General features: G+C 54.8%; 24 protein-coding genes and 1 tRNA gene. 7 read left to right on the forward strand and 18 right to left on the reverse strand.

What is annotated here, in order from left to right; translation table 11 throughout:
- Positions 1-13: 13 nt before the first annotated feature.
- Positions 14-790 carry an ABC transporter permease gene (locus KIH26_RS03790; RefSeq protein WP_213442606.1) on the reverse strand — a complete coding sequence of 259 codons (777 nt, stop codon included), beginning with the start codon at positions 788-790 and terminating at the stop codon, positions 14-16.
- Positions 787-1593 (reverse strand): ABC transporter permease, encoded by an 807-nt coding sequence (locus KIH26_RS03795; RefSeq protein WP_213442608.1) that lies wholly within the window; start codon positions 1591-1593, stop codon positions 787-789. Before KIH26_RS03795 ends, KIH26_RS03790 begins: the two co-directional genes overlap by 4 nt.
- A 206-nt stretch (positions 1594-1799) precedes the next feature.
- On the opposite strand from KIH26_RS03795, the gene KIH26_RS03800 reads away from it, so the two are divergent.
- A complete protein-coding gene (locus KIH26_RS03800; RefSeq protein WP_213442610.1) occupies positions 1800-2822 on the forward strand; it encodes a LacI family DNA-binding transcriptional regulator in 1023 nt (340 codons plus the stop codon).
- A 17-nt stretch (positions 2823-2839) separates the two neighbouring features.
- Here the strand turns inward: KIH26_RS03800 and KIH26_RS03805 are convergent, their stop codons facing one another.
- The 8 genes from KIH26_RS03805 to KIH26_RS03840 all read right to left on the reverse strand — a co-directional run bounded on the left by KIH26_RS03805 (position 2840) and on the right by KIH26_RS03840 (position 10535).
- On the reverse strand, positions 2840-3691 hold the full coding sequence (locus KIH26_RS03805; protein WP_213442612.1) for a LytR/AlgR family response regulator transcription factor: 852 nt from the start codon (positions 3689-3691) through the stop codon (positions 2840-2842).
- Complete coding sequence (locus tag KIH26_RS03810) at positions 3688-4890, reverse strand: sensor histidine kinase (protein WP_213442613.1); 1203 nt, start codon at positions 4888-4890, stop codon at positions 3688-3690. The genes KIH26_RS03805 and KIH26_RS03810 overlap by 4 nt, the downstream gene beginning before the upstream one ends.
- Positions 4891-4901: 11 nt before the next feature.
- Positions 4902-5945 (reverse strand): alpha/beta hydrolase family protein, encoded by a 1044-nt coding sequence (locus KIH26_RS03815; protein ID WP_213442615.1) that lies wholly within the window; start codon positions 5943-5945, stop codon positions 4902-4904.
- Between the two features lie 25 nt (positions 5946-5970).
- The gene (locus KIH26_RS03820; RefSeq protein ID WP_249660936.1) at positions 5971-6288 is read right to left on the reverse strand and encodes a 2TM domain-containing protein; all 318 of its coding nucleotides are present in this window, start codon (positions 6286-6288) and stop codon (positions 5971-5973) included.
- Between the two features lie 31 nt (positions 6289-6319).
- Positions 6320-7420, reverse strand: coding sequence for an alpha/beta hydrolase family protein (locus tag KIH26_RS03825; RefSeq protein WP_213442617.1), 1101 nt, complete (start codon positions 7418-7420; stop codon positions 6320-6322).
- 38 nt (positions 7421-7458) lie between these two features.
- Complete coding sequence (locus KIH26_RS03830; protein WP_249660937.1) at positions 7459-7893, reverse strand: DUF2306 domain-containing protein; 435 nt, start codon at positions 7891-7893, stop codon at positions 7459-7461.
- Positions 7894-7962: 69 nt separating this feature from the next.
- Positions 7963-8625, reverse strand: coding sequence for a 3'-5' exonuclease (locus tag KIH26_RS03835; protein WP_213442619.1), 663 nt, complete (start codon positions 8623-8625; stop codon positions 7963-7965).
- Complete coding sequence (locus tag KIH26_RS03840) at positions 8625-10535, reverse strand: DUF294 nucleotidyltransferase-like domain-containing protein (protein WP_249660938.1); 1911 nt, start codon at positions 10533-10535, stop codon at positions 8625-8627. Before KIH26_RS03840 ends, KIH26_RS03835 begins: the two co-directional genes overlap by 1 nt.
- A 59-nt stretch (positions 10536-10594) precedes the next feature.
- Between KIH26_RS03840 and KIH26_RS03845 the strand changes: the two genes are divergently transcribed.
- The 5 genes from KIH26_RS03845 to KIH26_RS03865 all read left to right on the forward strand — a co-directional run bounded on the left by KIH26_RS03845 (position 10595) and on the right by KIH26_RS03865 (position 15550).
- Positions 10595-12766, forward strand: coding sequence for an efflux RND transporter periplasmic adaptor subunit (locus KIH26_RS03845; RefSeq protein WP_213442628.1), 2172 nt, complete (start codon positions 10595-10597; stop codon positions 12764-12766).
- A gap of 12 nt (positions 12767-12778) precedes the next feature.
- Positions 12779-13465, forward strand: a complete 687-nt coding sequence (locus KIH26_RS03850) for an ABC transporter ATP-binding protein (RefSeq protein WP_283770134.1) — start codon at positions 12779-12781, stop codon at positions 13463-13465.
- A gap of 152 nt (positions 13466-13617) precedes the next feature.
- Positions 13618-14826 carry a radical SAM family heme chaperone HemW gene (hemW, locus tag KIH26_RS03855; RefSeq protein ID WP_213442630.1) on the forward strand — a complete coding sequence of 403 codons (1209 nt, stop codon included), beginning with the start codon at positions 13618-13620 and terminating at the stop codon, positions 14824-14826.
- Between the two features lie 18 nt (positions 14827-14844).
- A tRNA-Ser gene (locus tag KIH26_RS03860) sits at positions 14845-14934 on the forward strand.
- 55 nt (positions 14935-14989) lie between these two features.
- Entirely contained in the window at positions 14990-15550 is a 561-nt protein-coding gene (locus KIH26_RS03865; protein WP_213442632.1) for a YaeQ family protein, read from the forward strand.
- Between the two features lie 3 nt (positions 15551-15553).
- Here KIH26_RS03865 and KIH26_RS03870 read toward each other — a convergent pair whose 3' ends face one another.
- From KIH26_RS03870 to KIH26_RS03905, 8 genes are read right to left on the reverse strand one after another with little or no spacing between them, the layout of a single operon-like run.
- Positions 15554-16552 carry an asparaginase gene (locus KIH26_RS03870; RefSeq protein WP_213442634.1) on the reverse strand — a complete coding sequence of 333 codons (999 nt, stop codon included), beginning with the start codon at positions 16550-16552 and terminating at the stop codon, positions 15554-15556.
- Positions 16553-16569: 17 nt separating this feature from the next.
- Entirely contained in the window at positions 16570-17220 is a 651-nt protein-coding gene (gene ureG, locus KIH26_RS03875) for an urease accessory protein UreG (RefSeq protein ID WP_213442636.1), read from the reverse strand.
- 14 nt (positions 17221-17234) lie between these two features.
- The gene (locus tag KIH26_RS03880) at positions 17235-17939 is read right to left on the reverse strand and encodes an urease accessory protein UreF (protein WP_213442638.1); all 705 of its coding nucleotides are present in this window, start codon (positions 17937-17939) and stop codon (positions 17235-17237) included.
- A gap of 13 nt (positions 17940-17952) precedes the next feature.
- Positions 17953-18591 (reverse strand): urease accessory protein UreE, encoded by a 639-nt coding sequence (ureE, locus tag KIH26_RS03885; RefSeq protein WP_213442640.1) that lies wholly within the window; start codon positions 18589-18591, stop codon positions 17953-17955.
- Positions 18592-18593: 2 nt separating this feature from the next.
- Positions 18594-20312 carry an urease subunit alpha gene (gene ureC, locus KIH26_RS03890; protein ID WP_213442642.1) on the reverse strand — a complete coding sequence of 573 codons (1719 nt, stop codon included), beginning with the start codon at positions 20310-20312 and terminating at the stop codon, positions 18594-18596.
- 2 nt (positions 20313-20314) lie between these two features.
- Positions 20315-20620 carry an urease subunit beta gene (locus KIH26_RS03895; protein ID WP_213442649.1) on the reverse strand — a complete coding sequence of 102 codons (306 nt, stop codon included), beginning with the start codon at positions 20618-20620 and terminating at the stop codon, positions 20315-20317.
- 7 nt (positions 20621-20627) lie between these two features.
- The gene (locus tag KIH26_RS03900) at positions 20628-20804 is read right to left on the reverse strand and encodes a hypothetical protein (protein ID WP_213442651.1); all 177 of its coding nucleotides are present in this window, start codon (positions 20802-20804) and stop codon (positions 20628-20630) included.
- Positions 20805-20821: 17 nt separating this feature from the next.
- Entirely contained in the window at positions 20822-21124 is a 303-nt protein-coding gene (locus KIH26_RS03905) for an urease subunit gamma (protein WP_213442658.1), read from the reverse strand.
- A gap of 229 nt (positions 21125-21353) precedes the next feature.
- Between KIH26_RS03905 and urtA the strand changes: the two genes are divergently transcribed.
- Entirely contained in the window at positions 21354-22628 is a 1275-nt protein-coding gene (urtA, locus tag KIH26_RS03910) for an urea ABC transporter substrate-binding protein (protein WP_213442660.1), read from the forward strand.
- Positions 22629-22630: the final 2 nt, after the last annotated feature.

Consider the following 22630-nt stretch of genomic DNA (forward strand, 5'->3'; position numbering starts at 1 on the left):
TCTGTGTAGCAATTTATCGGCGATGAGCCAGGAGACGAGCCTCGATCTTGCGTAATGCGACATCGATGAGTACGCCGACAAAACCAATGGCAAGCATGCCCGCCATCACAATATCGGTCGCAATCGAGCTTTGGCCCTTCACAATCAGATAGCCCATACCGCTGGATGAAGCGATCAATTCAGCTCCCACCAAAGACATCCAGCCTAATCCCGCGCCGATTCGCAATCCGGCAATGATGGAAGGCACAGCCGCAGGGAACAAGACTTCTGTGATGGTTTTGAAGCTGCCCACGCCAAGCATGCTGGCAGCTTCGACATAGCGAATCTCCACACCTTTAGCGCCGCGATAAGCATTGATCAGGCAAGGTGGAAATGCGCCAGCAAAAATAATCAGGGTCGGGCCTCCAATGCCTGTGCCAAACCAAAGCGCTGCGAAGGGCACCCAAGCCACAGGCGCAATGAAGCGCAATGCATCAAACAATGGAGAAACAATGTCATCCAGCCATCCAAACCAGCCCATCAGCAAGCCCAGCGGCACGCCAATCAGAGATGCCAAGAGAAAACCCATGCCGAAACGAGACAAGCTCGACAGCATATGTTCGTGGAGCACGTGGCCAGCAAACGGCGTTTGCGTCAAATCAATCAGCTTGATCACGACTTCGTGCGGCATCGGCAAAAACTGTTGAGGTATCAAGCGAGCAATTGCTGCAAAGTACCAAATGCCGAAAAATGTCAGTAAACCTATCAACGACAGAACAGGCTTGCTTTGCAGCCATGGAGAAGTTTTCATGCGACCGACCTCTCTCTTCTCCAAGGCATGGCGCGGCTTTCAATTTTGCCCAAGATGGCCGTCGTGACTGCGCCGCAGATGCCTACGAACACCATGGCCACCAGGATCATGGCTGGGTAAATGTCTTGTGAGCCTTGATTGAGAATACTGCCCAGACCATACAGGGCGCCAATCAGCTCAGCTGCGACCAAAGTCGTCCAGCTGGCTTGGAGTGACAGGCGCAGGCCTGTAAAAATCATGGGAAACGCACCAGGGATCAGCACATCAAAAACCAGTTTGGAGCCTTTGATACCAAGCATTTGGGCGGCTTCCATCACGGGTGTGTCGATGTTGCGCACACCGGTGTAGCTGTTGATGACAGATGGCACAAAGGCAGCCACAAAAATCACCAAAATCTTTGCGGCATCTCCCAGACCCAGCCAGACGATGGCCAAGGGGATCCATGCCAGCGGCGGAATCGGGCGCAGCAACAGGAATGCTGGATTGATCAAACTTTCTGCTTTGCGTGAGTAGCCCATGAGCAAGCCAAGCGGTACGCCAACTAAGACCGCCACGGCAAATCCCATCAGCACCAGTTTGAGGCTGTGAAAAATATGCTGATGCAGCAGGCCGTTACCGTATCCCTCGGTGGTGATTTGCGTTAAAGCGACCTGTACCTCGATCGGCTTGGGGAAGCGTGCTGGCGACACCCATCCCGTCACCGAGGTCAAGAGCCACCAAGCCAACAGCGCAACGCCAATGGTGAGTAAGCCCAGCCAAGTACGGCGAGACAATCCTGCGAAACGACCGATACCAGATGCCATGATGGTTTTACGATTGCGTGAACTGAACTTGACGTGAAATGAAAATGTAAGCGCTTTCATTTATATTGTCATGCACCGCCTCGCAAGTCAAGTTGAGTCAGCGAAATAGGTGGTTATTCGAGGGTAAATCCTAGGATTCAAGCGCAATCATCGAATTTTTGAGTGCAAGCGTTTGCAGTTTTGATGAGTTTGAGCTATCTTGCTTTATGCAAACGAAGAGTCGTATTGAAGATGTCGCGCACGCAGCGGGCGTATCCACTGCCACAGTGTCTCGGGCGCTTTCGCAACCGGACCGCGTCAGTGAAAAAACGCGTCAACTGGTCAGAGACGCGGTGGAAAAGCTGGGCTATGTGCCCAATGCTGCCGGTCGCGCCTTGGCCTCCGGGCGCACCCAAACGATTGGTTGCGTGATTCCAACTTTGGATCTGGCGATCTTTGCGCGCAGTACGCATGCGATGCAATTGGTCTTGGCGGATGCGGGGTATCAGTTGCTGGTAGCCAGCCATAACTATGACCATGTGGCCGAGCTGGAGTTGATCAAAACCATGCAGCACCGAGGTGTGGATGCCTTGGTCTTGGTGGGTGCGCAGCATCATGCGCAGGCTTGGAGCAGCCTAAAAACATGGAGCAAACCTGTGCTGCTTACATGGGTGTGCGATGAGCGCCTGCCTTCAGTGGGTTTTGATAATCAAGCCATCGCGGCAATGGCGACACGACATTTGCTGGAACTGGGGCATCGCAAGATCGGCATGATTTCCGGCTACACGCAACACAATGATCGCGCAGGCCAACGTAGGCTGGGCTTTCTCTCTGAGCTAGAGCGCGAAGGCCTGAGCGCAAGCGCTGCCGCTGTGAGCGAGCAAGCTTTGAGTATTCAGGGTGGGCGTTTGGGTTTGAAGGCGCTCAAACAGCGCCACCCTGGACTGACAGCCTTGGTTTGCGGCAACGATATGGTGGCGATTGGCGCGATATTAGAAGCTCAAGCGTCTGGCTTGCGCGTTCCAGAAGATATCTCTATCTGCGGTATCGATAACCATGAGCTGGCAGGCGAGATCAAACCCGGACTAACGACGGTGAGCTTACCAACACAGGATTTGGGGCGAATTGCGGCAACACAAATTCTGCAGATCCTGGCTGGTGAACCCGTAGCTCACCAGTCGCTGCTGCCATTTCATTTGGTGCAGCGTGGCTCAACATCGCAGCCAGCAGCTAAGTCATCCAAGCGATAAGAGTGCTCGAAGTGTAGTCACATGGCTTTGAACAAACCGGCGTAGAGACGACTGACGACGAGTTTTTCGGAGCGACCGTGTAGGCTGAGACTCATGCGAGCAGCTTCATCGCGGTGGACGGCATCGATCAAGCTGGCGCGCACCAAGGTGCTGCGGTGGATTTGCCAGAATTCGTTGGGATCGAGCTGAGGCAAAAGATCTTTGATCGGGGTGCGGATCAGAAGCTCGCGCTCGGCGTGTTCGATGCCGGTGAGCACGCGAACGTATTTGTCTGCTGCTTCGAAATAGGCCACTTCTGAGAGCGGCACGATGACGATTTGATTGCCGACGCTGGCTTGGATGCGTTGCAGGCGTGGAGCGGCGATTGGCGTATCTGGCGGGGTGCGAAGCAGAGTGCGCAGGGCGCTAAGTTGTGATTCGTCCTGACTGCTATTTACTATTAATTCAATAGCACTCTGCGCAGATTCTATGCCGGCAGAAATGTGTATTTGATGCTTAATTCGCTCTAAAGTTTGCTGCAAACGCTGTGGTTTAACAGGTTTGACAATGTAATCTATCGCTGCTTGTTCAAAGGCTTTCACAGCATATTCGTCAAAGGCTGTGATGAACACCAGCAAAGGCAGGCTGCGGTTGGGCGGCCAGCGCTCTGCGATTTCTTGTGCAGCATCCAAACCCGATTGGCCGGGCATACGAACATCAAACAACAGGATCTGAGGCAGCAAACTGAGCGCCTGCTCAACGGCTTGCAGACCATCAGTGGCGATATGAGTCTGTAGCTCAGGCCAAAGCTGATGCAGTTCACGCTGCAAACTCTGAGCGAGTAAAGGCTCGTCTTCAGCAATCAGGGCTGTGATGACTTTTTCGCTCATAGATGCAAGGGCAGGCGCAGGGTGGCTTGGCAGCCGGGAGTCGATACTGCATCTGCACGATTTGTTGTATTTTTAGAAGAAAAACCATCATTTACCGGCGTAGATACTGCGCAAAGTGCTACCAAATCTATAGTAGCTCGGCCATCGTATTTGCTATTCAGGCGTTCGCGCACTTGCGCGAGACCAAAGCCGTTGGTCGTGTGCGATGGGGGGGAGGTAGGCTCGCAACCCATACCATCGTCCGAGACGCGCAGCACCAGAAAGCCAGCTTCTTGAGAGGCGGTGATACTGATTTGCCCACCCCCCACTTTGGGTTCCAAGCCATGCACGATGGCGTTTTCAACCAAGCTTTGCAAAATCAAAGTGGGTACTTTGATCTGCGAAAGTTCTGGCGGCAGATCAAACTGGAAGCGCAGGCGTTCACCGAGGCGAATTTGCATGAGCGAGAGATAGTCTCGCAGCCGATCAAACTCCGCTTGCAAGCTGTGCTCCTGCGTGCGTGAAGCAGAAAGCGTAGCGCGCAGAAAATCGCCCAGCTGATCGAGCATTTGCACTGCACGCTCAGGCTCATGTGGAATCAGAGCACGCAGATTGGCCAAGGTGTTAAACAGCATGTGCGGATCAAGCTGGCTTTGCAGCAACTTGAGTTGTGCCTCTGTGGCTTGACGGCTTTTGGCTTCAAGCTCGGCTTGGTAATACGCACTCTTACCTTGGCTGTAAAAAAACAGCGAAATGCCAATGCCCGAGGCCATGCTGAAGAGGAAGACGAAGGCAAAAAACTCTGGCGAGCGACGAACCAAGTCGAAACTGGTGAATCCGTTCACAGCATCGCCAATCAGAGTGCCGACCACGAAGCCTGTAAATACGCCGCCCAAAATCAAGGCAGCAGCGCGCCAGCCGCGAGGAAAAAGATGAGGTGAATCTTGATCAATGAAAAAGCGCCCGCCATCAATCAACGCCCAAGTGACCATGCCCATCGGTACCGAATACGCCAACTGCCCCCAAAGTGGAAGACTGACGCGAAACAGCCAAAGCAGGCTGCTCATCGCCACGCACAGCATCGCTACTTGCCAACCATGGCGCAGCAGCATGGAGCGGCAAGCTTGCATCACCGCCCATCCGCGCTGCCAACGTGGCAGGGTGCGCGCGGCTGTATAGGCTTGCGCGATGTGCGGGTCAAACAAAGTGGTGCTGTGCATAGGCATCCTCCTCATTGTGGGGCAGAAAGATGCCGATTGAAAAACGTCACGAGCTGCGCATACACATTTGGCAGGCTGCTGCGATCAAAACCCGCTGGATCAACCAACATGGGTGAAAGCGATGCTGCCAAATCTTGCGGCCAAGGAGAAAATAAGCTGCCATGCCCAGCTTGCGCTAAGCGTGCGATCAGCTCGCAGCGCTTGCAGGCGTTTAACACGCGTTCGCTGTGAAATTGTGGATGCAGCCACACATCTTGCCCAGCTTCTATGATGCCTAGAGGGATACCTGGTCGTGCAAATGAAGCCATATCAAAAGGCGCGGCCATCGGCACAGAGGCGACGGCTGCGCGGATGCGCGGCTCGTGGTGAGACAGCATGGTATCGTCATCAAAACGACGGCGATGCTCAGCGCGCGCGACGGCCAATTTGATGCCATCCAAGGCATTGCCACGCAAATAGGTCGCCAAGCCAACACAGGCATGGAAGTCTTTCTCCATATTCGCCAAACAATGCCGCATGAAATTGCCTTGTGACCATTGGCCACCTGCGAGCACCAGCGCATTGAAACCGCCAGCCGATGTGCCATAAACGCCTGCACGCTGTGTTTCGATCACTTTTGAATAATGGGGATGCGCTGCCAATGCATCCAAAGTTTGGCTGATTTCGCGCGGGCGCAGCACCCAACTGGCCGGGCCTTCATTGCGCATATCGCGATGATTGTCTCCCGCATGTGTGGGCAGTGCCACCGCATAACCCGCATCCACGAAAGCGCGCGCCAGATCACTCAGCGGCCAAGGTGCGCCGCCAGAACCATGGGAGATCAGGAGTAAAGGTAATTTTTGCGGAGTATCAACCCAAGCGCCTTCCCAAGCCAGCGACAGCGCGAAGCGCCCTTGCTGAATGCGCGTAGCCGGGCTGCTGCTGGGATAAAACAGGCTGATCTCTGGGCTGCTGGCTGTAGCGGGCAATTGAACGAAGCCCAGGGTAGCTGCATGCGCATTCAGACTGATGGTCCAAGCTAAAGAGGCGAAGAAGGCTCGCAGGAACTTATTCATCATGTATCTCTAACAGGTGTGTACTTCACCATGGATCGCGCTGGGTTTGCAAGCGGGCGCGCTCTGCTTGAAGCAATCGCTCATGCAAGGCGCTACCAGGGCTGCCTAACCACACCACTGCGCCATGAATTGCTAAACCGAGCCCCCAACCTGCTAGCGGGAAAAATGCCCAAGGTTTGCCGTTGGCCAAGGAAATCGTCATGAGCAAGGCATTGACGCAGACAAAGACAGCAGCATGGATGAACCAACCGAGTTTCGCACCCGCACGGCGGCGGGCGAGGCGCTCAATCTCTTGAGGCGAGAGGCTAGCATTGGAGGTTGTGACCTTGTAAGACATATTCATGATGGTTCCTTGTGTGAGGTGAGGAAAGTTTTCAAGGCTTAATTTGCGCTACAGGGCTCAGATGCTTGAGATGAAATTGCACGATCTTGGCAAAAGCAGCATCTCGCAACTTGGCATCAAAGCCCGGTGTCGGCATCCCACCGCGCACTTGGCTAGCCGCCACCTCTCGTGCCACAGCTTCAGGCCAAGGCGCAAGCAAATCAAAATGCTCGGCGGGAAGATCGACCAGCTGCTGGCAGCTTCGGCAATTGGTAAGCACATAGTCGGAATGAAAGCGCGGCACCAAAACCTGATCGTTTTTTGCTGTGACCAAGCCCACAGGGATCTTGATATGCGCCAGACTCTCGGTGCTGAAAATTGCCGCCACAGGAACGGAGAGTGTGACAGCGGCAATGCGCACGTCTGGTCGCACTTCTGTATTGCCTGATTGAGGCGTCAGCCCGCCGTACGATGTTTTGATCTCTTCGGGTAAAAACATTTCAGGCACATTTTGGGCGCGCAGCATACTGGCTTGACGCTCCCGCCTTGCGGTGCCCGAAGCGGCGCCTTGATAGCAAAAGCCTTCGTCCGCATCTTGCACGCGGTTGCAATGCTGCACCAAATTGAGGGTGCGCCATTGAGCCCCTGCCAATGCCAGACCCGTCACACCGCCAGCAGACATGCCATGAACACCTACTTGATCTAACTTGAGTCGTGCTGACCAAATCGGATGTTGGGAGAGCGCATCAATCACTTGTGTGACTTCTCTGGGGCGAGTTTGAAAAGCGGCAGGCCCCGCCTTGGAGGCATCACGAAAATTGTCGCCAGCATGTAATGGTTGTGCCACGACAAAGCCAGCTCGCGCGAGTGTGGATGCAAGATGGTGGTCAGACACATCACTTCCTCCCGAACCATGCGAGAGCACGATGAGGCGATGTACTTTGGCGACGGGTTGGGCATCACGCGACACATTCAAGACAAAAGGTCCGATGCTCACCGGGCTGGCGATGGCCTCGGTCGGATAGATCATCGTGACTGGCACTGCGCCCGCTTGAATACGGCTCATGCCGATCTGCGCTTGGGCTGCAGAGCCGCATGCGAGCCAAATCATCAAACCAGTGATGAAAGCAGTAACGAGGGGATGGGGTTTCATAAGGGATTTCATAAGGGGTTTCATCGTGAAAGGGGGTTTCAGCCCCAAATGAATTGACCGAGGAAGCGGCCGGGTAAGAGTGTGAAGACACCCGCGCCCAAGCAAGCACCGAAATACAGCCCAAGCATGGTTTTACGGTGGCCACGGATATTGCCTTTGGCAAGAAACCAGAATGCACCGAGCAAGCCAAACAGCGTGACGGGGATCAGCAGATGAATCCACGAAAAGCGCCACCACTGCGGGAAATGCGAATGAATAAAAGCCGCAGAAATGGCGCTGATCAACATCATCGTGACCCAGGCATAGCCGAAGGCGCGATGCAGCTTCGGTCGCTGTTTGCTGGACAGGCGCGCCCAGAGGGCAAACGGACCGAGCACGGCGGCTGCGAGCGCTGCGGCCAGATGAATGATGACCTGCGGAGAGAGTGAAGACAGTGTTTGCATGCCGCTACTGTGCCGTTTGGGGGCAAGCATGGCTAGCGGATTGCGATGGAATGCAGAAATATGGGAGCGAAATGCCGTTCTGGTCGCTTGACTTCAGAATCAACGAGAAAGCCACTGATCGAGTTTCTCAACTCTTTTCAAACCCTGCCAACTGGGGCTGCTGCCCATCTCTTTCATGAGCTGTGGCCAGATGCATTGCAAGACCTCAGCTTCCACAAAAGCATCGGCAGCCGCTTCATGGCGAGCGGGGCAGGTGAGGTTGAAATGGTTGAGCCATTGGTCAAGGTCTTCGGCCTTCGCATCAGGCTGAGTCACGGCGCAGAGCTTTTCAATATCAAGCCATGGGTTTTTCAAAGGTTTCCCTAGCTCGGAGAGGAAATGGCGATCCAGCATGATTTGGTCAAACCAAGCGTGAAAGGCCAGCAGGGGTGCATCGGCCAAAAAATCACGCAGCATGGGTAAGGCTTGCCAGCCAGGCAGGCCCATTTGTTGACGCTGCATGCCTATGCCGTGGATCAAGATGTTGTCTTTGTCTTCCACAGTGCGCTCGGGCTGGATCACAATTTCGAAGCTATCGCCGGGTGTGATGGCGAGCGTTCGTGTTGTCCAATCCACTCGCAGACCGATACAGGCGACTGCGAGCAGCTGTGCTTTTTGTGGATCCAGTCCGCTGGTTTCAACATCGAGCACGACCCAGCGCTCGCGCACAGGTTCTGCAGATGCGACGCTTTTTTGCTTGAACCAATCGAGTAGACCCATCATCAACGCTCGTAATCCATGCGCATGCGATCTTGCAGGTCTCGTGCAACTCGGCAGGTTTCTTTGAGAATGCGGCGGTCAATCGTGTTGAGGCGGCGAACGTCGATACGATTGGGCTCATCAGGGTCACCCAAACCTTCCTTCATACCGAGTGCGATATCGATTTGCACACGCAAGCGCAGAGTTTGCAAAAATTCAAAACCACCAATCCAGCCCTCGTACTCACGTTGTTTGATACCAAGTTTGGCGCCTATAGCCGCCAGGCGAGCTCGGGTGTTGGTTTCAGCAATACCTTGCGCGAGTGCATACAGGCGAGCGGCATCCACAAAGATGGCTGTCCCGCGCAGCTTCAAATCCACGGTGGCGTCGTCATACGTGTCGATTGCGCCTGTCCAGGTCAGGGGCGGTGTGCGCTGCAGGGCATTGATGGCAAGAAGTTTCAAAAAACGGTTTTTGCTCACTGTGTGGGTTGTTACGAAGTCGCGCAGCTGCTGTGCCAGCACCAGCTCGCCCCAGAGGCCTCGCAGATCAAAAAAGATACTGGCATTGAGCAGATCCTCAGGCTCGCCCACACCGATCCAATGCGCGAAGCGCGCTTGCCATTCGCTTTGCTTGAGGCAGAGCTCGGCATTGCTGGCCATGATGTTGCCAGCGCACAGCGGATAACCGCATTCATCCAGTGTTTCATTCGCAGACCGCGCCAGCGCGAGCCATCTGAGACGTTCTGTATCGGAAGTGCTGTCTTGCAAAATCAGCGCATTGTCTTGATCGGTGGCGATGGTTTGCTCTTCACGGCCTTCTGATCCAAGTGCGATCCAGCAAGCTTGCTTGGGATCTAAGCCGTGCTCCGAGGCCAGCAAGTCCAGTAATCTGCCCGTGAGTAAATCGTTCAGATGGCTCACGAGCGCTGTGAGCTGGCGTGATTGGATACCTTGGCCCAGCAAGCGCGCCGCGAACTGGCGGATATCTGGCGCAAGCGCTTTGAGCTGTTCAATGCTCACGGCTCCGCGCAGTGCGTTCGAGAGCTGCTGCAAACTCATACGCTGCATGGCAAACAAATCTCGTTCGGAGACGATGCCCACCACGGCGCCACCACGAGTGATAGGCACATGCCGAATCGCATGGCGCGACATGAGAAGCGCTGCATCCTGCGCTGTGTCGCTGACATCGAGTGTGCGCACCGGCGAGACCATCACCTGTGCGATGGGAGTATCCAGCGATACGCCGGGCAATGTCACCCGACCAAGAATATCGTAACGCGTCAGAATGCCAATGGCATGCTTTTCATCATCGGTGACAAGCATCGAGCCAATTCTTGATTGCTCCATTTTTGATAGCACTTCGCGCAGACTGCTTGCCGGCGAGCAGCTGATTGGAGCATTTTTTATGAGACTGCCCAGAGGTGTTTCCATGCTTTGCTCAGCAAGCACGCGCGAGGCCATCTCGCCTTGCAGGGCTTTGCGAGAAAGGCTGAGGAAATGTTGGATGCGTTGATTCAAAAAATCGGCAAACGGCGCGCTCTGGCTGGCTAAGGCTTTGACCGAGGCAATCGGCAGTGCAAGTGCAAAGCAGTCTTCCGTGGCACGGTATGTGGCCGTCACAGCTCGGTTGCCAACCACAGCGCTCACCGGAAACAGCTCGCCTGCCTCATACAAAAATGCACCACCATTGAGCTCGGCCAAGCCTTGAGTGCCTGTGACTGCGCCGCGCCGAACAAAGAGCAGATGTTGAGCTGTGCCATCAGCGGGGCTCATCACCCGCTCCCCCGTAGCAAAGTAGCGCTGTTGGCTGCCACTGACGAACGCGCGGATATGCTCTGCAGCCATTTGGTCAAAGGGTGCGTGCTGCGCCAGCTCTTTGGCTAATTGGGTGATTAAGCTGCCTGCGGGCTGGGAGATGACGGGATTTGACATTGCCCTAAGTTTACCCATCAGACATACGCCACACCACCGTACTGCCTACAATCTGCTCTATGAAGAAATCTCTTTGGTTAGCAGGCTTGGTGGTGCTGGCAGCGGCTGGCGGCGGTGCTTGGTGGTGGAAAAGCCAAGACAAGTCAGGCGATGTGCAATACCGAAGCGCCAAAATCGAGCGTGGCAATTTGCAAGCCAGCGTATCGGCCAGCGGTGCGGTGAACCCCGTCACGCAGGTGAGCGTCGGCACGCAGGTGAGCGGGCAGATCAAAGAGCTTTATGTGGATTTCAATTCTGAAGTGAAAGCGGGGCAATTGATTGCTCAGATTGATCCGGAGACTTTTGAATTCCGCGTACGCCAATCGATGGCCGATGTCGATGCTGCTCGCGCGGCTGTGCTCACAGCACAGGCCAATGTGCAAGCCTCCAATGCTGCGATTTCTCGCGCTCAGGTGGAGGTGACCGAGGCTCAGCGTGATGCAGATCGAAAGAAAGATTTAGCAGATAAACAATTTATTGCGCAAAGCGAAGCAGATCGAGCACGTGCTTTGGTCAACACCACAGGCGAGAGCTTGAAATCCGCCCAAGCGCAGCTAGCCGTCACGCAGGCCCAAGTGAAATCAGCTCAGGCGAATGTGGCGCAGCGTGAAGCGGCTTTGGCTCAGGCGCGCATTGATTTGCAGCGCACCAAAATCACTTCGCCTGTGAACGGGATTGTGATCAAGCGCGCAATTGAAAAAGGGCAGACCGTAGCTGCTAGTCTGCAATCACCCGAGCTATTTGTCATCGCACAAAACCTCTCCGATATGCAGGTGGATGCAAGTATCGACGAAGCCGATGTGAGCCGGATTCGCACCGGGCAACGTGCTACTTTCACGGTAGACGCTTTCCCCGGACAGACCTTTGAAGGCGAAGTGCGCCAAGTGCGCAAGGCTGCACAAAATGTGGCGAATGTGGTGACTTATGTTGCTGTGGTGGGCTTTACCAACAATGCTGGGCGTCTTCTGCCCGGTATGACGGCGAATGTCCGTGTGGTGACCGACAGCCGGGAAAATGTCTTGAAGATTCCGAATGCGGCTCTGCGGGTGAGGATTGCGGGCGTGGACCCTGCAAATACAGGCGCCTCTGCGCCTACTGTGCCAGCAGCGCCAGCATCCGCCCCCCAAACTGGACGCAGTAGCTTCAGCTTCTTCAGCGAAGCGGTGGCGCAGCCAGCAGGTGGAGGAGGGGGCTTTGCAGCGCAGCGTGAACGCTTGATCTCTGAGTTGCAACTGACCGCTGATCAACAAAGCAAACTCGACGCGATTCAAACCGAAATGCGCCCTCAATTCATGGCGATGCGCGATATGGATGAAGCTGAGCGTCAAGGTGCAAGAGAAAAAATCACCGCTGAAATGCGCAGCAAAATCTCTGCCATGCTCACGCCAGATCAACGCAAAAAATACCAAGAAATGATTGCTAATGCGCCACCGCCTGGCGCAGCATCAGGCGGGGTGCCTCGTTCAGCTTCGCCCGCACCCGGCGGCAATCGCCCACAAGCAGCCACAGCTGCGCAAACGCCCATCACCAGTAGCACTCCTAATTCAATAGCACCTCGCGCAGATTCTATGCCGGCTACAGGCCAAAAACCCTCTCAAAACAGTGCTGCGGGTGCTGTGGGTGGTGCTTTGCCATCAGCGCCCGCTTCAGCATCCATGGCATCTCCAACGCCGCAAGGCAGTGCGCCAGCCGCTGCAGGAGGCGGTGGCGGTGGTGGCCCATTGGGAGAATTTCGAAATCGTCTCGTGAGCGAATTGCAGCTCAGCGCCGATCAGCAACAAAAGCTGGATGCGTTGTTCACAGAAACACGTCCTAAATTCGCCGCCATGCGCGGTGCCACCCCGGAAGATCGCCCCAAGGTGCGAGAGCGCATCATGGCTGAGCTGCGCGCCAAGATCAATGATTTCCTCTCGGCTGAGCAGAAAACGAAATACGCTGCACTGTTGTCTGAAATGGGTAGCCGCGCCAGCTCGCGTGGTCGCATCTATCTGCTCGATAGCCAAGGCAAACCGGTGGCCTACAACGTGCGCTTGGGCATCACCGATGGCACATTTACTGAGCTGATGGTTGCGCCCAACTCGCCGAATGCTGAGGTGTTCAAAGAGGGTGCGAGCGTGATTACGGGGGTGATTGGTGCCGGCAGTACACCCGCAGCAGGCGCACGCCCCACAGGCCCTCGTATGCCTTTCTGATCGCATGAACTTATGCCTCTGATTGAAGCGCGAGAGCTCGTTAAAACCTACACCATGGGTGACCAAACCGTGCATGCACTGCGCGGTGTGTCGCTCGATATTGCTGAGGGTGAGTTTGTCGCCATCATGGGTGCATCGGGCTCGGGAAAATCCACGCTCATGAATATTTTGGGCTGCCTCGATTTGCCTACCGCCGGTGAATACCGTCTCGCTGGTGAGAGCGTGGAAGGCATGCAGGGCGATCAACTCGCCTCTATCCGCAATCGCCGCATTGGTTTCGTCTTCCAGCAATTCAATTTGCTTCCGCGCACCAGTGCTCTGGAAAATGTTGAGTTGCCCATGGTCTATGCCGGCATCAAAAGCGAAGAGCGACACAACAAAGCGAAAGCTGCGCTCGCACGCGTAGGCCTCGGTGCACGCATGGATCACACGCCTGCCGAGCTCTCAGGTGGCCAGCAGCAGCGCGTGGCGATTGCGCGCGCTTTGGTCAACAATCCTCAGCTGATCTTGGCCGATGAACCCACTGGCGCGCTCGATAGCCAAACCAGCGAAGACATCATGAAGCTGCTGACTGAGCTCAATCAGCAAGGCATGACCGTGGTGCTCGTCACGCATGAGCATGATGTGGCCGCTTGGGCGAGAAGGCGCATCGTGTTTCGTGATGGGCAGATGGTGGAAGATGTTGTGCAAACTGCTTGATCTGGCTGGATCGGGGACAATAGAACACAAAAGACGCAAAAGTCCGCAATAAACGCAGAAATAAAACAGATAACAATGACAGCAGCTTGTTTTTGCGTATTCTGCGCATTTCTGCGACTTTTGCGTTCTCTTCTGTCCGCTCCAATACACACATGCAAGACATTCAACACTACATGCGCGAAGGCACACTACGCCTATCCAGCCTGCCGCCGCTTTCACTCTACATTCATTTGCCATGGTGCTTGAAGAAATGCCCTTATTGCGATTTCAACTCGCATGAGGTCTCCGGTGGTGCAGGTTTGCAGCAAGATGTGGAGCAGCGCTACCTTCAAGCACTGATCGCGGATTTGGAGATGAGCCTGCCCTTGATTTGGGGGCGCACAGTTCACAGCATCTTTATTGGCGGCGGCACACCGAGTTTGTTTTCTCCCGAGAGTATTGATCAACTCTTGGTCGCTGTGCGCGCGCGCCTGCGGTTGGAGGCAGGTTGCGAGATCACGTTGGAGGCTAACCCCGGTACGTTTGAAAAAGACCGTTTCAAAGCGTTCAGACAAGCTGGAGTCACGCGTCTATCCATTGGTGTGCAAAGCTTCAACGATGCACATTTGAAAGTCTTAGGCCGTGTGCACAACAGCGCTCAAGCGCATGCAGCGATTGAAGAAGCAGCCATGAATTTTGAGGCTTTTAATATCGACGTGATGTATGCCTTGCCCGGCCAGACACTCGCGCAATGCGAGCAAGATATTCAAACAGCCCTGAGTTTTAAACCACCGCACATCAGCATCTATCACCTCACGATAGAGCCCAACACTTATTTCGCCAAGTTCACGCCGAAGAATCTGCCTGTGGATGATGATGCGTATGACATGCTCGACCGCATCACAGAGTTGACTGCTGCTCAAGGCCTAGAGCGCTACGAAATCAGCGCCTTCGCCAAGCCGCACAAACGCTGTCTGCATAACACCAACTACTGGCAATTCGGCGACTACCTCGGCATCGGAGCAGGTGCTCACGGCAAACTGAGCTTTGTCCATCGCGTCGTACGCCAAGTGAAGGCGCGTGAACCCAAGCTGTATATGGACAAGGCTTTATCGAGCAATCCGTGGGACTGCATGGTGCAAGAAACAGAAGTCGCCCGAGCCGATTTGCCCTTCGAATTCATGCTCAACGCTTTGCGGCTCACAGGCGGTTTCGCCCTAGCGGATTTTTCAGAGCGAACGGGCCTATCCATCACATCCATCCAAAAACCACTCGAAGAAGCTGAAGCCAAAGGCTTGATTGAACGGGACTTCACCCACGTGCGCCCCACAACACGCGGCTTAGATTTTTTAAGCGATCTGCAAGCCCTGTTCCTCGCATAGTTTAAAATACAGCCCTTCGGAGGTTTGGGTGAGCGGTTTAAACCAGCAGTCTTGAAAACTGCCGGGGATGTGAGTCCCCCGTGAGTTCGAATCTCACAGCCTCCGCCATATTGACACAAGCCCCACCGCAATCGCGTGGGGCTTTTTCATTTCAAGTGCAAACATGGCTCTCAAATCCACCATCTACAAAGCCAACATCCAGATCGCGGATATTGACCACAATTACTATGCAGATCATGCACTGACATTGGCTCGGCATCCTAGCGAGACGGATGAGCGCATGATGGTTCGTTTGGTGGCTTTTGCTTTGCAAGCGTACAAGTTACAAAGCCTGTGCAGCGGAGATGGCACATTGGCTTTTGGCGCAGGTTTGTCAGATCCCGATGAACCGGATGTGTGGCTCAAGGATTTCACGGGTGCAATTCGGCTCTGGGTGGAGGTGGGGCAACCGGAAGACAAGCCCATCATCAAAGCGTGTGGCAAATCAGACGAAGTGCATGTGTATGCGTTTAACCATGCAGCGCATGTGTGGTGGAAAGGGATTCAGACCAAGCTGACGCGCCCCCAGAATTTGAGTGTGTATCAAGTGCCTACAGAAGCTGCGAAAGCACTGGAGGCTTTGGCCGAGCGCAGTATGAATGTGCAGGCGACGATTCAAGAGGGCGTGTTGTCGCTCAGCAGTGAAAAAGGCTCAGTGGATGTTGAGCCAGTAAAGTGGCTTTGATTTTTAGAGCGTGAAGACGGCGCGTATCTCACCTGTTTGGATTCCGCGCACATTCAGCAAGGGCTGGGGTGCCCAAGCTTTCAGAGCCTCACGCTGTTGCGCATCAAGCCAGCCTACTTGATCCATGGCGATGACTGCAGCTGCATACAACGCAGGCATGTTACCGCTGATCATTTTGATGGCGATAGCCTCGCGTCTGGAAATGCTGGCGATGACTTGCACGCCATCAGCACCGATTTTGGTGATCCAGTCGCCTCGGCCTGCTTGGGTGAATGCGAGGTCGTTGCGGGCAGTACCGGAGATCATTTCTGGGTGAGCAACGAAAGCGTCGCGCAGTATTGAGAAAGACTCGCCAAGTTCGCTATCAGCTTCCCCGCTTGCGAGTCGAGCAAAGCCGTAGGCTAAGTTGTGCAAGGGCATCGCGTAGTTGGGGGCTGAGCAGCCGTCTGTGCCAGCGATGAGTTGCGTGGTATCGGCCTTGGTTGCTTGCATCACGCTTTTGAAGATGGCTTGCTGCAATGGATGTTCGGGTGCGAGGTAATTGCTCAGGCTGTGACCATGCTGCACGCAATAACCCAAGAAGCCTGTATGTTTGCCGCTGCAATTGTTATGGCGCTCGTCAAACTGCAAGCCTTCAGGCGCACCCAAGCCGCCGTAGCTGAAACGCAGCGGCACATGGCAGCCGCACAGCAAGGCTTTGGTGGGCTGGCCGACTTTGCGCAGCATCTCATCGACCTGCGCAACATGCATGTCTTCGCCATTGTGACTGGCGCAGAGAAGGGCGGTTTGTTTCTGATCGAAGCCGAAGTGTTTTAAGCCACCGCCTTGTAAAAAGGGCAGAGCCTGAAACGGCTTGATGGTGGAGCGCGTGAAACTCAAGGCTTGCGCATCACCTGCATTGCGTAGCAATAGGCCTTGTGCATTGACCACAGCAATCGCACCTGAATGCACGATCTCTGATAAGTCGCCGCGTGTGTATTCAATGAGTGGTATGAATTTCATAGCATTCAGCGCAGATTTTATGCCGGCAACATGCCTTTTTTCACTATATATTGCACCACAGAGTCAACACCGCTCAGAGTTTTGAGATTCGTCATCACATAAGGGCGATTTTCTGAGGGGCGCATTCGCTTGGTGTCCGCTTCCATCACATCCAAGTTCGCGCCAACGTGCGGTGCGAGATCGGTTTTGTTGATGACGAAGAGATCGCTCTTGGTGATGCCGGGGCCGCCTTTGCGCGGGATTTTTTCACCGGCAGCGACATCGATCACATAAATGGTGAGATCGCTGAGTTCAGGGCTGAAGGTCGCAGCAAGGTTATCACCACCGCTTTCTACGAAGACGATATCCGCATTGGGAAATTGCTCCAGCATGCGGTCAATCGCTTCGAGGTTAATAGAAGCATCTTCCCGAATCGCAGTGTGTGGGCAGCCGCCGGTCTCTACACCCATGATGCGCTCGGCTGGCAGCGCGCCGCTCACCGTGAGGATGCGCTGATCTTCCTTGGTGTAAATGTCATTCGTGATCGCCACCAGATCGTATTTCTCACGCATGGATTTGCAGAGCATTTCCAAGAGCGTCGTTTTGCCCGAGCCCACCGGGCCACCAATGCCGACGCGCAGGGGAGGGAGTTTCTTGGTGCGGTTTTTGATGTGGTGAAGAGTTGACATGGTCAAAGAACAGTTTACGAGCGAAAGAGCCGGGAGTATTGTGTCTCATGCTGCGCTGAAAGAATAGCCAGCATGGGCGTGAAGGCTTGGCGTTCGCCGTCTGGTAATTGCAGCGCGATCTCCACTGCTGACGGTATCTCAGTAGCCAATTGCTGCAAGATGCGCTGCCCGGCGGTTTGGCCGAGCGGCACAGCTTTGATGGCGGCTTGCACCATGTTTTCTGCCCAACCAAAGGTGAAAGTTAAAGCGATATCTCGTGCGCTGGCCTGTGTGCGCGTGGCTGCGAGAGCGAAGGCTACTGCGTAGCTCGGCACTTGATCACCTAACCACTGTGTCACATCCAGTTCCGGCGCTTGGGCTTTGAGCCACTCGACCAAAGAGCGCCCCATTTGCTCTGTTTGAAGCCTTAGCTCATGCGTTTCACGAGTTTGCAGCACCCAGGCATTCAGCTCTTGCACGCGCTGCGCATCATCTCGCCGTATCGCAGCTACGGCTTTGCACAGCGCTGCGAGATCGCCACGTGCCAAGCTGATGTGCAGTTGGTCTTGTAGCCAGTTTGCTATGGAATCAGGAGCTATTCGCGCAGATTCTATGCCGGCTTCTAGGCCTTCAGAGTATGAAAAACCGCCGATAGGTAATGCAGGCGAGGCCAGCCACATGAGTTGTAGCAAGCTGCTGGCGGGCAGCGCGGCGGGCTGCGAATCAAAGATGCGGCGCATGGATCAAAGCAGATCAGTGCGAATGACCGTGATTGCAATCGGGGCCGTGAACATGCGGCTTGGTTGCTGCGACTGCAATCGGAATGGCGCTGAGTTTCGAGCTGGCGGGTGCAGGCGCATGTGTGTGGCCGTGCGCATGATCGTGCGTGTGCTCATGCCCATGATCATGGCCGCCATGGCCATGTGAATGCGATCCATGCGATGAATACGCGCCGCTCTCAGGCTCAAACGATTCCGTCACCTCATTCACAATCAAATGCATCGCACGTAGCATCTCAGCGAGCACATGATCAGGCTCAATCTTCAAATGATCAGGTTTGAGTTCAATCGGCACATGCCGGTTGCCCAAGTGATACGCCGCGCGAATCAAATCAAAGGGCGTGCCATGTGCTGTGCAATGCGTGATACGAAGCACAGGTTGGCCTGCCGCGATCACGCGCACCAGCGAGCCATCCTCCGCTACGAGCACATCACCACCGCGTACGACGACACCACGCGGTAAAAACACACCGAGTTGCCTGCCAGAAGAATCCGTGCAATCAAAGCGACTCTTCTGCCGCACATCCCAATCGAGTTCTACAGTATGAGCGCGTTTGAGTAAAACGGAAGCGAGCCCCGCGCCTTGGGGCATGAGTTTGGAAGCTGTGATCATGATTAGAAAAGAAAATAGCGCTGCGCCATCGGCAGGCTCTTGGCGGGCTCACACGTGAGAAGCTGGCCATCAGCGCGGACTTGGTAAGTTTGCGCGTCGATTTCCATTTTGGGCGTGTAGCCATTGTGGATCATGTGCTGCTTGCGCACAGTGCGAATATTTTTCGAGATGGCAATTTGCTTTTGCAGGCCGAAGCGCTCGGGAATGCCGCCGGCAATCGCAAGCTGGGGCAAGAAGGTGAGGCTGCTTTTGTGCAGGTTGCGGCCAAAGCTGGCAAACATGGGGCGGTAGTGCACGGGCTGGGGCGTGGGGATGCTGGCATTCGGGTCACCCATCGCGGCCATCGCAATGCTTCCGCCTTTGAGGATCACGGCGGGTTTGATACCAAAGAAGGCAGGCTTCCAGATCACGATGTCTGCCCACTTGCCTTCTTCCAAGCTTCCCACTTCGTGACTGATGCCGTGAGCTATGGCTGGGTTGATGCAGAGCTTAGCGATGTAGCGCTTGGCTCTGGCGTTGTCATTGCGGTCAGTGTCACCGGGCAACTTACCGCGCTGTTGCTTCATCTTGTGGGCGGTTTGCCAGCAGCGGATGATGACTTCGCCAACTCTGCCCATGGCTTGTGAATCAGAGGAGAACATGCTGATCGCGCCGAGGTCGTGCAGGATGTCTTCTGCAGCGATGGTTTCTTTACGGATGCGGCTTTCTGCGAAGGCCAAATCTTCTGCAATCGAAGCATCCAAATGATGGCAGACCATGAGCATGTCCACATGCTCGTCGAGCGTGTTGATCGTGTAAGGCCGCGTGGGATTGGTGGAGCTGGGCAGCACATTGCTCTCGCCCACCACTTTCAAAATATCGGGCGCGTGGCCACCGCCTGCGCCTTCGGTGTGGAAGCTGTGGATGGTGCGACCTTTGAAGGCGGCGATGGTGTCTTCCACGAAGCCGGATTCGTTGAGCGTGTCAGTGTGAATCGCCACTTGCGTATCGGTCTCTTCGGCGATGTCGAGGCAATTGGAAATGGCGGCGGGTGTCGTGCCCCAGTCTTCATGCAGCTTCAAGCCAATCGCGCCAGCGGAGATTTGCTCGCGCAGGGGTGCGGGCTGCGAGGCATTGCCTTTGCCGAGGAAGCCAAGGTTCATGGGGAAGGCATCTGCGGCTTGCAGCATGCGCTCCATGTGCCAAGGGCCGGGTGTGCAGGTGGTGGCGAAGGTGCCGGTGGCCGGGCCTGTGCCGCCGCCGATCATGGTGGTGATGCCGCTGGCCAAGGCTTCTTCGATCTGCTGTGGGCAAATGAAATGGATGTGCGTGTCGATGCCGCCGGGCGTGACGATATTGCCTTCGCAGCTGATGATTTCTGTGCCGGGACCGATGATGATGTCGATGCTAGGTTGAGTGTCTGGGTTTCCAGCTTTACCGATTTTGACGATGCGGCCGTCTTTGAGTCCAATGTCGGCTTTGACGATGCCCCAGTGATCGACGATGAGGGCGTTGGTTAAAACAGTATCAACAGCTCCTTCTGCTCTCGTTCTTTGCGACTGCGCCATACCATCACGAATGGTTTTGCCACCACCGAACTTTACTTCTTCGCCGTAGCCGCCGGCTTGCAAAGTGAAGTCTTTTTCTACTTCGATGATGAGATCGGTATCAGCGAGACGCACGCGATCACCAACTGTAGGGCCGAAGATTTCTGCGTAGGCGCGGTTTTGTATCGTGGCCATGCTTAGAGCGCTCCCTGCACTTGGGCATTAAAGCCGTAGACTTTTCTATCGCCTGAGTAGTCAACAAGCTCCACCGTGCGCTGCTGGCCGGGCTCAAAGCGCACAGCCAAGCCCGAAGCAATGTTCAGCCGCATGCCGCGAGCAGCAGCGCGATCAAAGCTCAGCGAAGTATTGGTTTCTGCAAAGTGGTAATGCGAGCCCACTTGAATGGGGCGATCACCTGCGTTTTTCACCACGAGCGTGATGGCGCGGCGGCCTAAGTTGAGCGCATGCTCGCCTTCATCAATCAACAATTCACCTGGTGTCATGGCTGCCTCACTTGCGCGAGAGCCATACGGCTACAGCGATGAGTACGCCAAGTGCTGCAAGAGAAGCCACGTCACTCGCATGCCAATGTGAGCCTATAAAGCCGTGCCCTTCATGAGAAAAAGCACTAGTCGCCGGCAAGAATACTGCGCAAGCAGCTATCGATTTAATAGTAATGGATGTCATGACAGGTTCTCAGAAAATTATTGAATAGGTTGGTGCACGGTCACCAGCTTCGTGCCATCAGGAAAGGTGGCTTCGATTTGGATATCAGGAATCATCTCTGCAATGCCGTCCATCACATCGGCTTTCGTGAGCACATTGCGCCCTTCGCTCATGAGCTGCGCCACCGTTTTTCCGTCTCGCGCACCTTCCATCACAGCAGCGCTGATGAAAGCAATGGCTTCGGGGTAATTGAGCTTCAAGCCACGGGCTTTGCGGCGCTCGGCCAGCAAGGCGGCGGTGAAGATGAGGAGTTTGTCTTTTTCGCGAGGGGTGAGTTCCATAGCTTCTCGTTGAATGTTTGTCTGCGATTGTGGTGCAAAAAGTATGCCTTGTGAACTGTGCTGTTCGTAATTGGTGCATGCACGATTTTGAAACTTTGTGCACTTCAATCCCTGGATTGGTGCGTCAGTAGTTCTTTTTGGTGATGTCTGCTTGGTTTTGAGTTGGCACAAGCCTTGCAATTGTTGTGGTGGACATTTCAATCCACCATTTATAACTGGAGAAGCATCAATGGATCGTCGCGAAACTATCAAGTCCCTCAGCGCTGCCACCGCAGTTGCACTGACGGGAGCATCAGGCACCGCTATGGCGCAAGCTGGCAGCACCATCAAGGTTGGCATTTTGCACAGCCTATCAGGCACCATGGCCATTTCTGAGACTGTGCTCAAAGACACCGTGCTCATGGCGATTGAAGAGATCAATGCCAAGGGCGGCGTGATGGGCAAGAAGCTCGAAGCTGTGATCGTGGATCCCGCTTCCAACTGGCCTCTGTTTGCTGAGAAGACCAAGCAATTGCTCACGCAAGATAAGGTTTCCGTGATTTTCGGCTGCTGGACTTCTGTGTCTCGCAAATCCGTGTTGCCAGTGGTTGAGGAATTGAACGGCCTACTGTTCTACCCTGTGCAGTATGAAGGCGAAGAGCTCTCTAAGAACGTGTTCTACACCGGCGCAGCACCTAACCAGCAAGCGATTCCCGCTGTGGACTATTTGATGAGCAAAGACGGTGGCGCGGCCAAGCGTTGGGTCTTGCTCGGTACGGACTATGTGTACCCACGCACCACCAACAAAATCCTGCGCGCATATTTGAAGAGCAAGGGCGTGGCTGACAAGGATATCGACGAGAAGTACACCCCGTTTGGCCACTCCGACTATCAGACCATCGTGGCTGATGTGAAGAAATTCGCTGCTGGCGGCAAAACGGCTGTGGTATCCACCATCAACGGTGACTCCAACGTGCCTTTCTACAAAGAGCTGGGCAATGCTGGCCTCAAGGCCAAAGACGTGCCTGTGGTGGCATTCTCTGTGGGCGAAGAAGAGCTGCGCGGTGTGGACACCAAGCCTCTGGTCGGTCACCTCGCTGCTTGGAACTACTTCCAGAGCATCAAGAACCCAGCCAATGATGAGTTCATCAAAAAGTGGAGCACCTACGCTAAAGCTAAGGGCATCGCTGGTCACAAAGACAAGCCACTCACCAATGACCCGATGGAAGCGACCTACATCGGTATCAACATGTGGAAGCAGGCTGTTGAGAAGGCCAAGTCTGTGGAAGTGGACAAAGTGATCGCTGCCATGGCTGGCCAGACTTTCAAAGCACCATCTGGCATCACCAGCAAGATGGACGAGAAAAACCATCACCTGCACAAGAGCGTGTTCATCGGAGAAATCAAGGCCGATGGTCAGTTCAATGTGGTTTGGAAGACACCTGGTCCTGTGAAGGCTAAGCCATGGTCTCCGTTCATCGAAGGCAACGACAAGAAGCCAGATGAGCCAGCGAAGAAAGCGTAATC

It is taken from the genome of Variovorax sp. PCZ-1 (assembly GCF_018413605.1).
Lineage (GTDB): Bacteria > Pseudomonadota > Gammaproteobacteria > Burkholderiales > Burkholderiaceae_C > JANMDU01.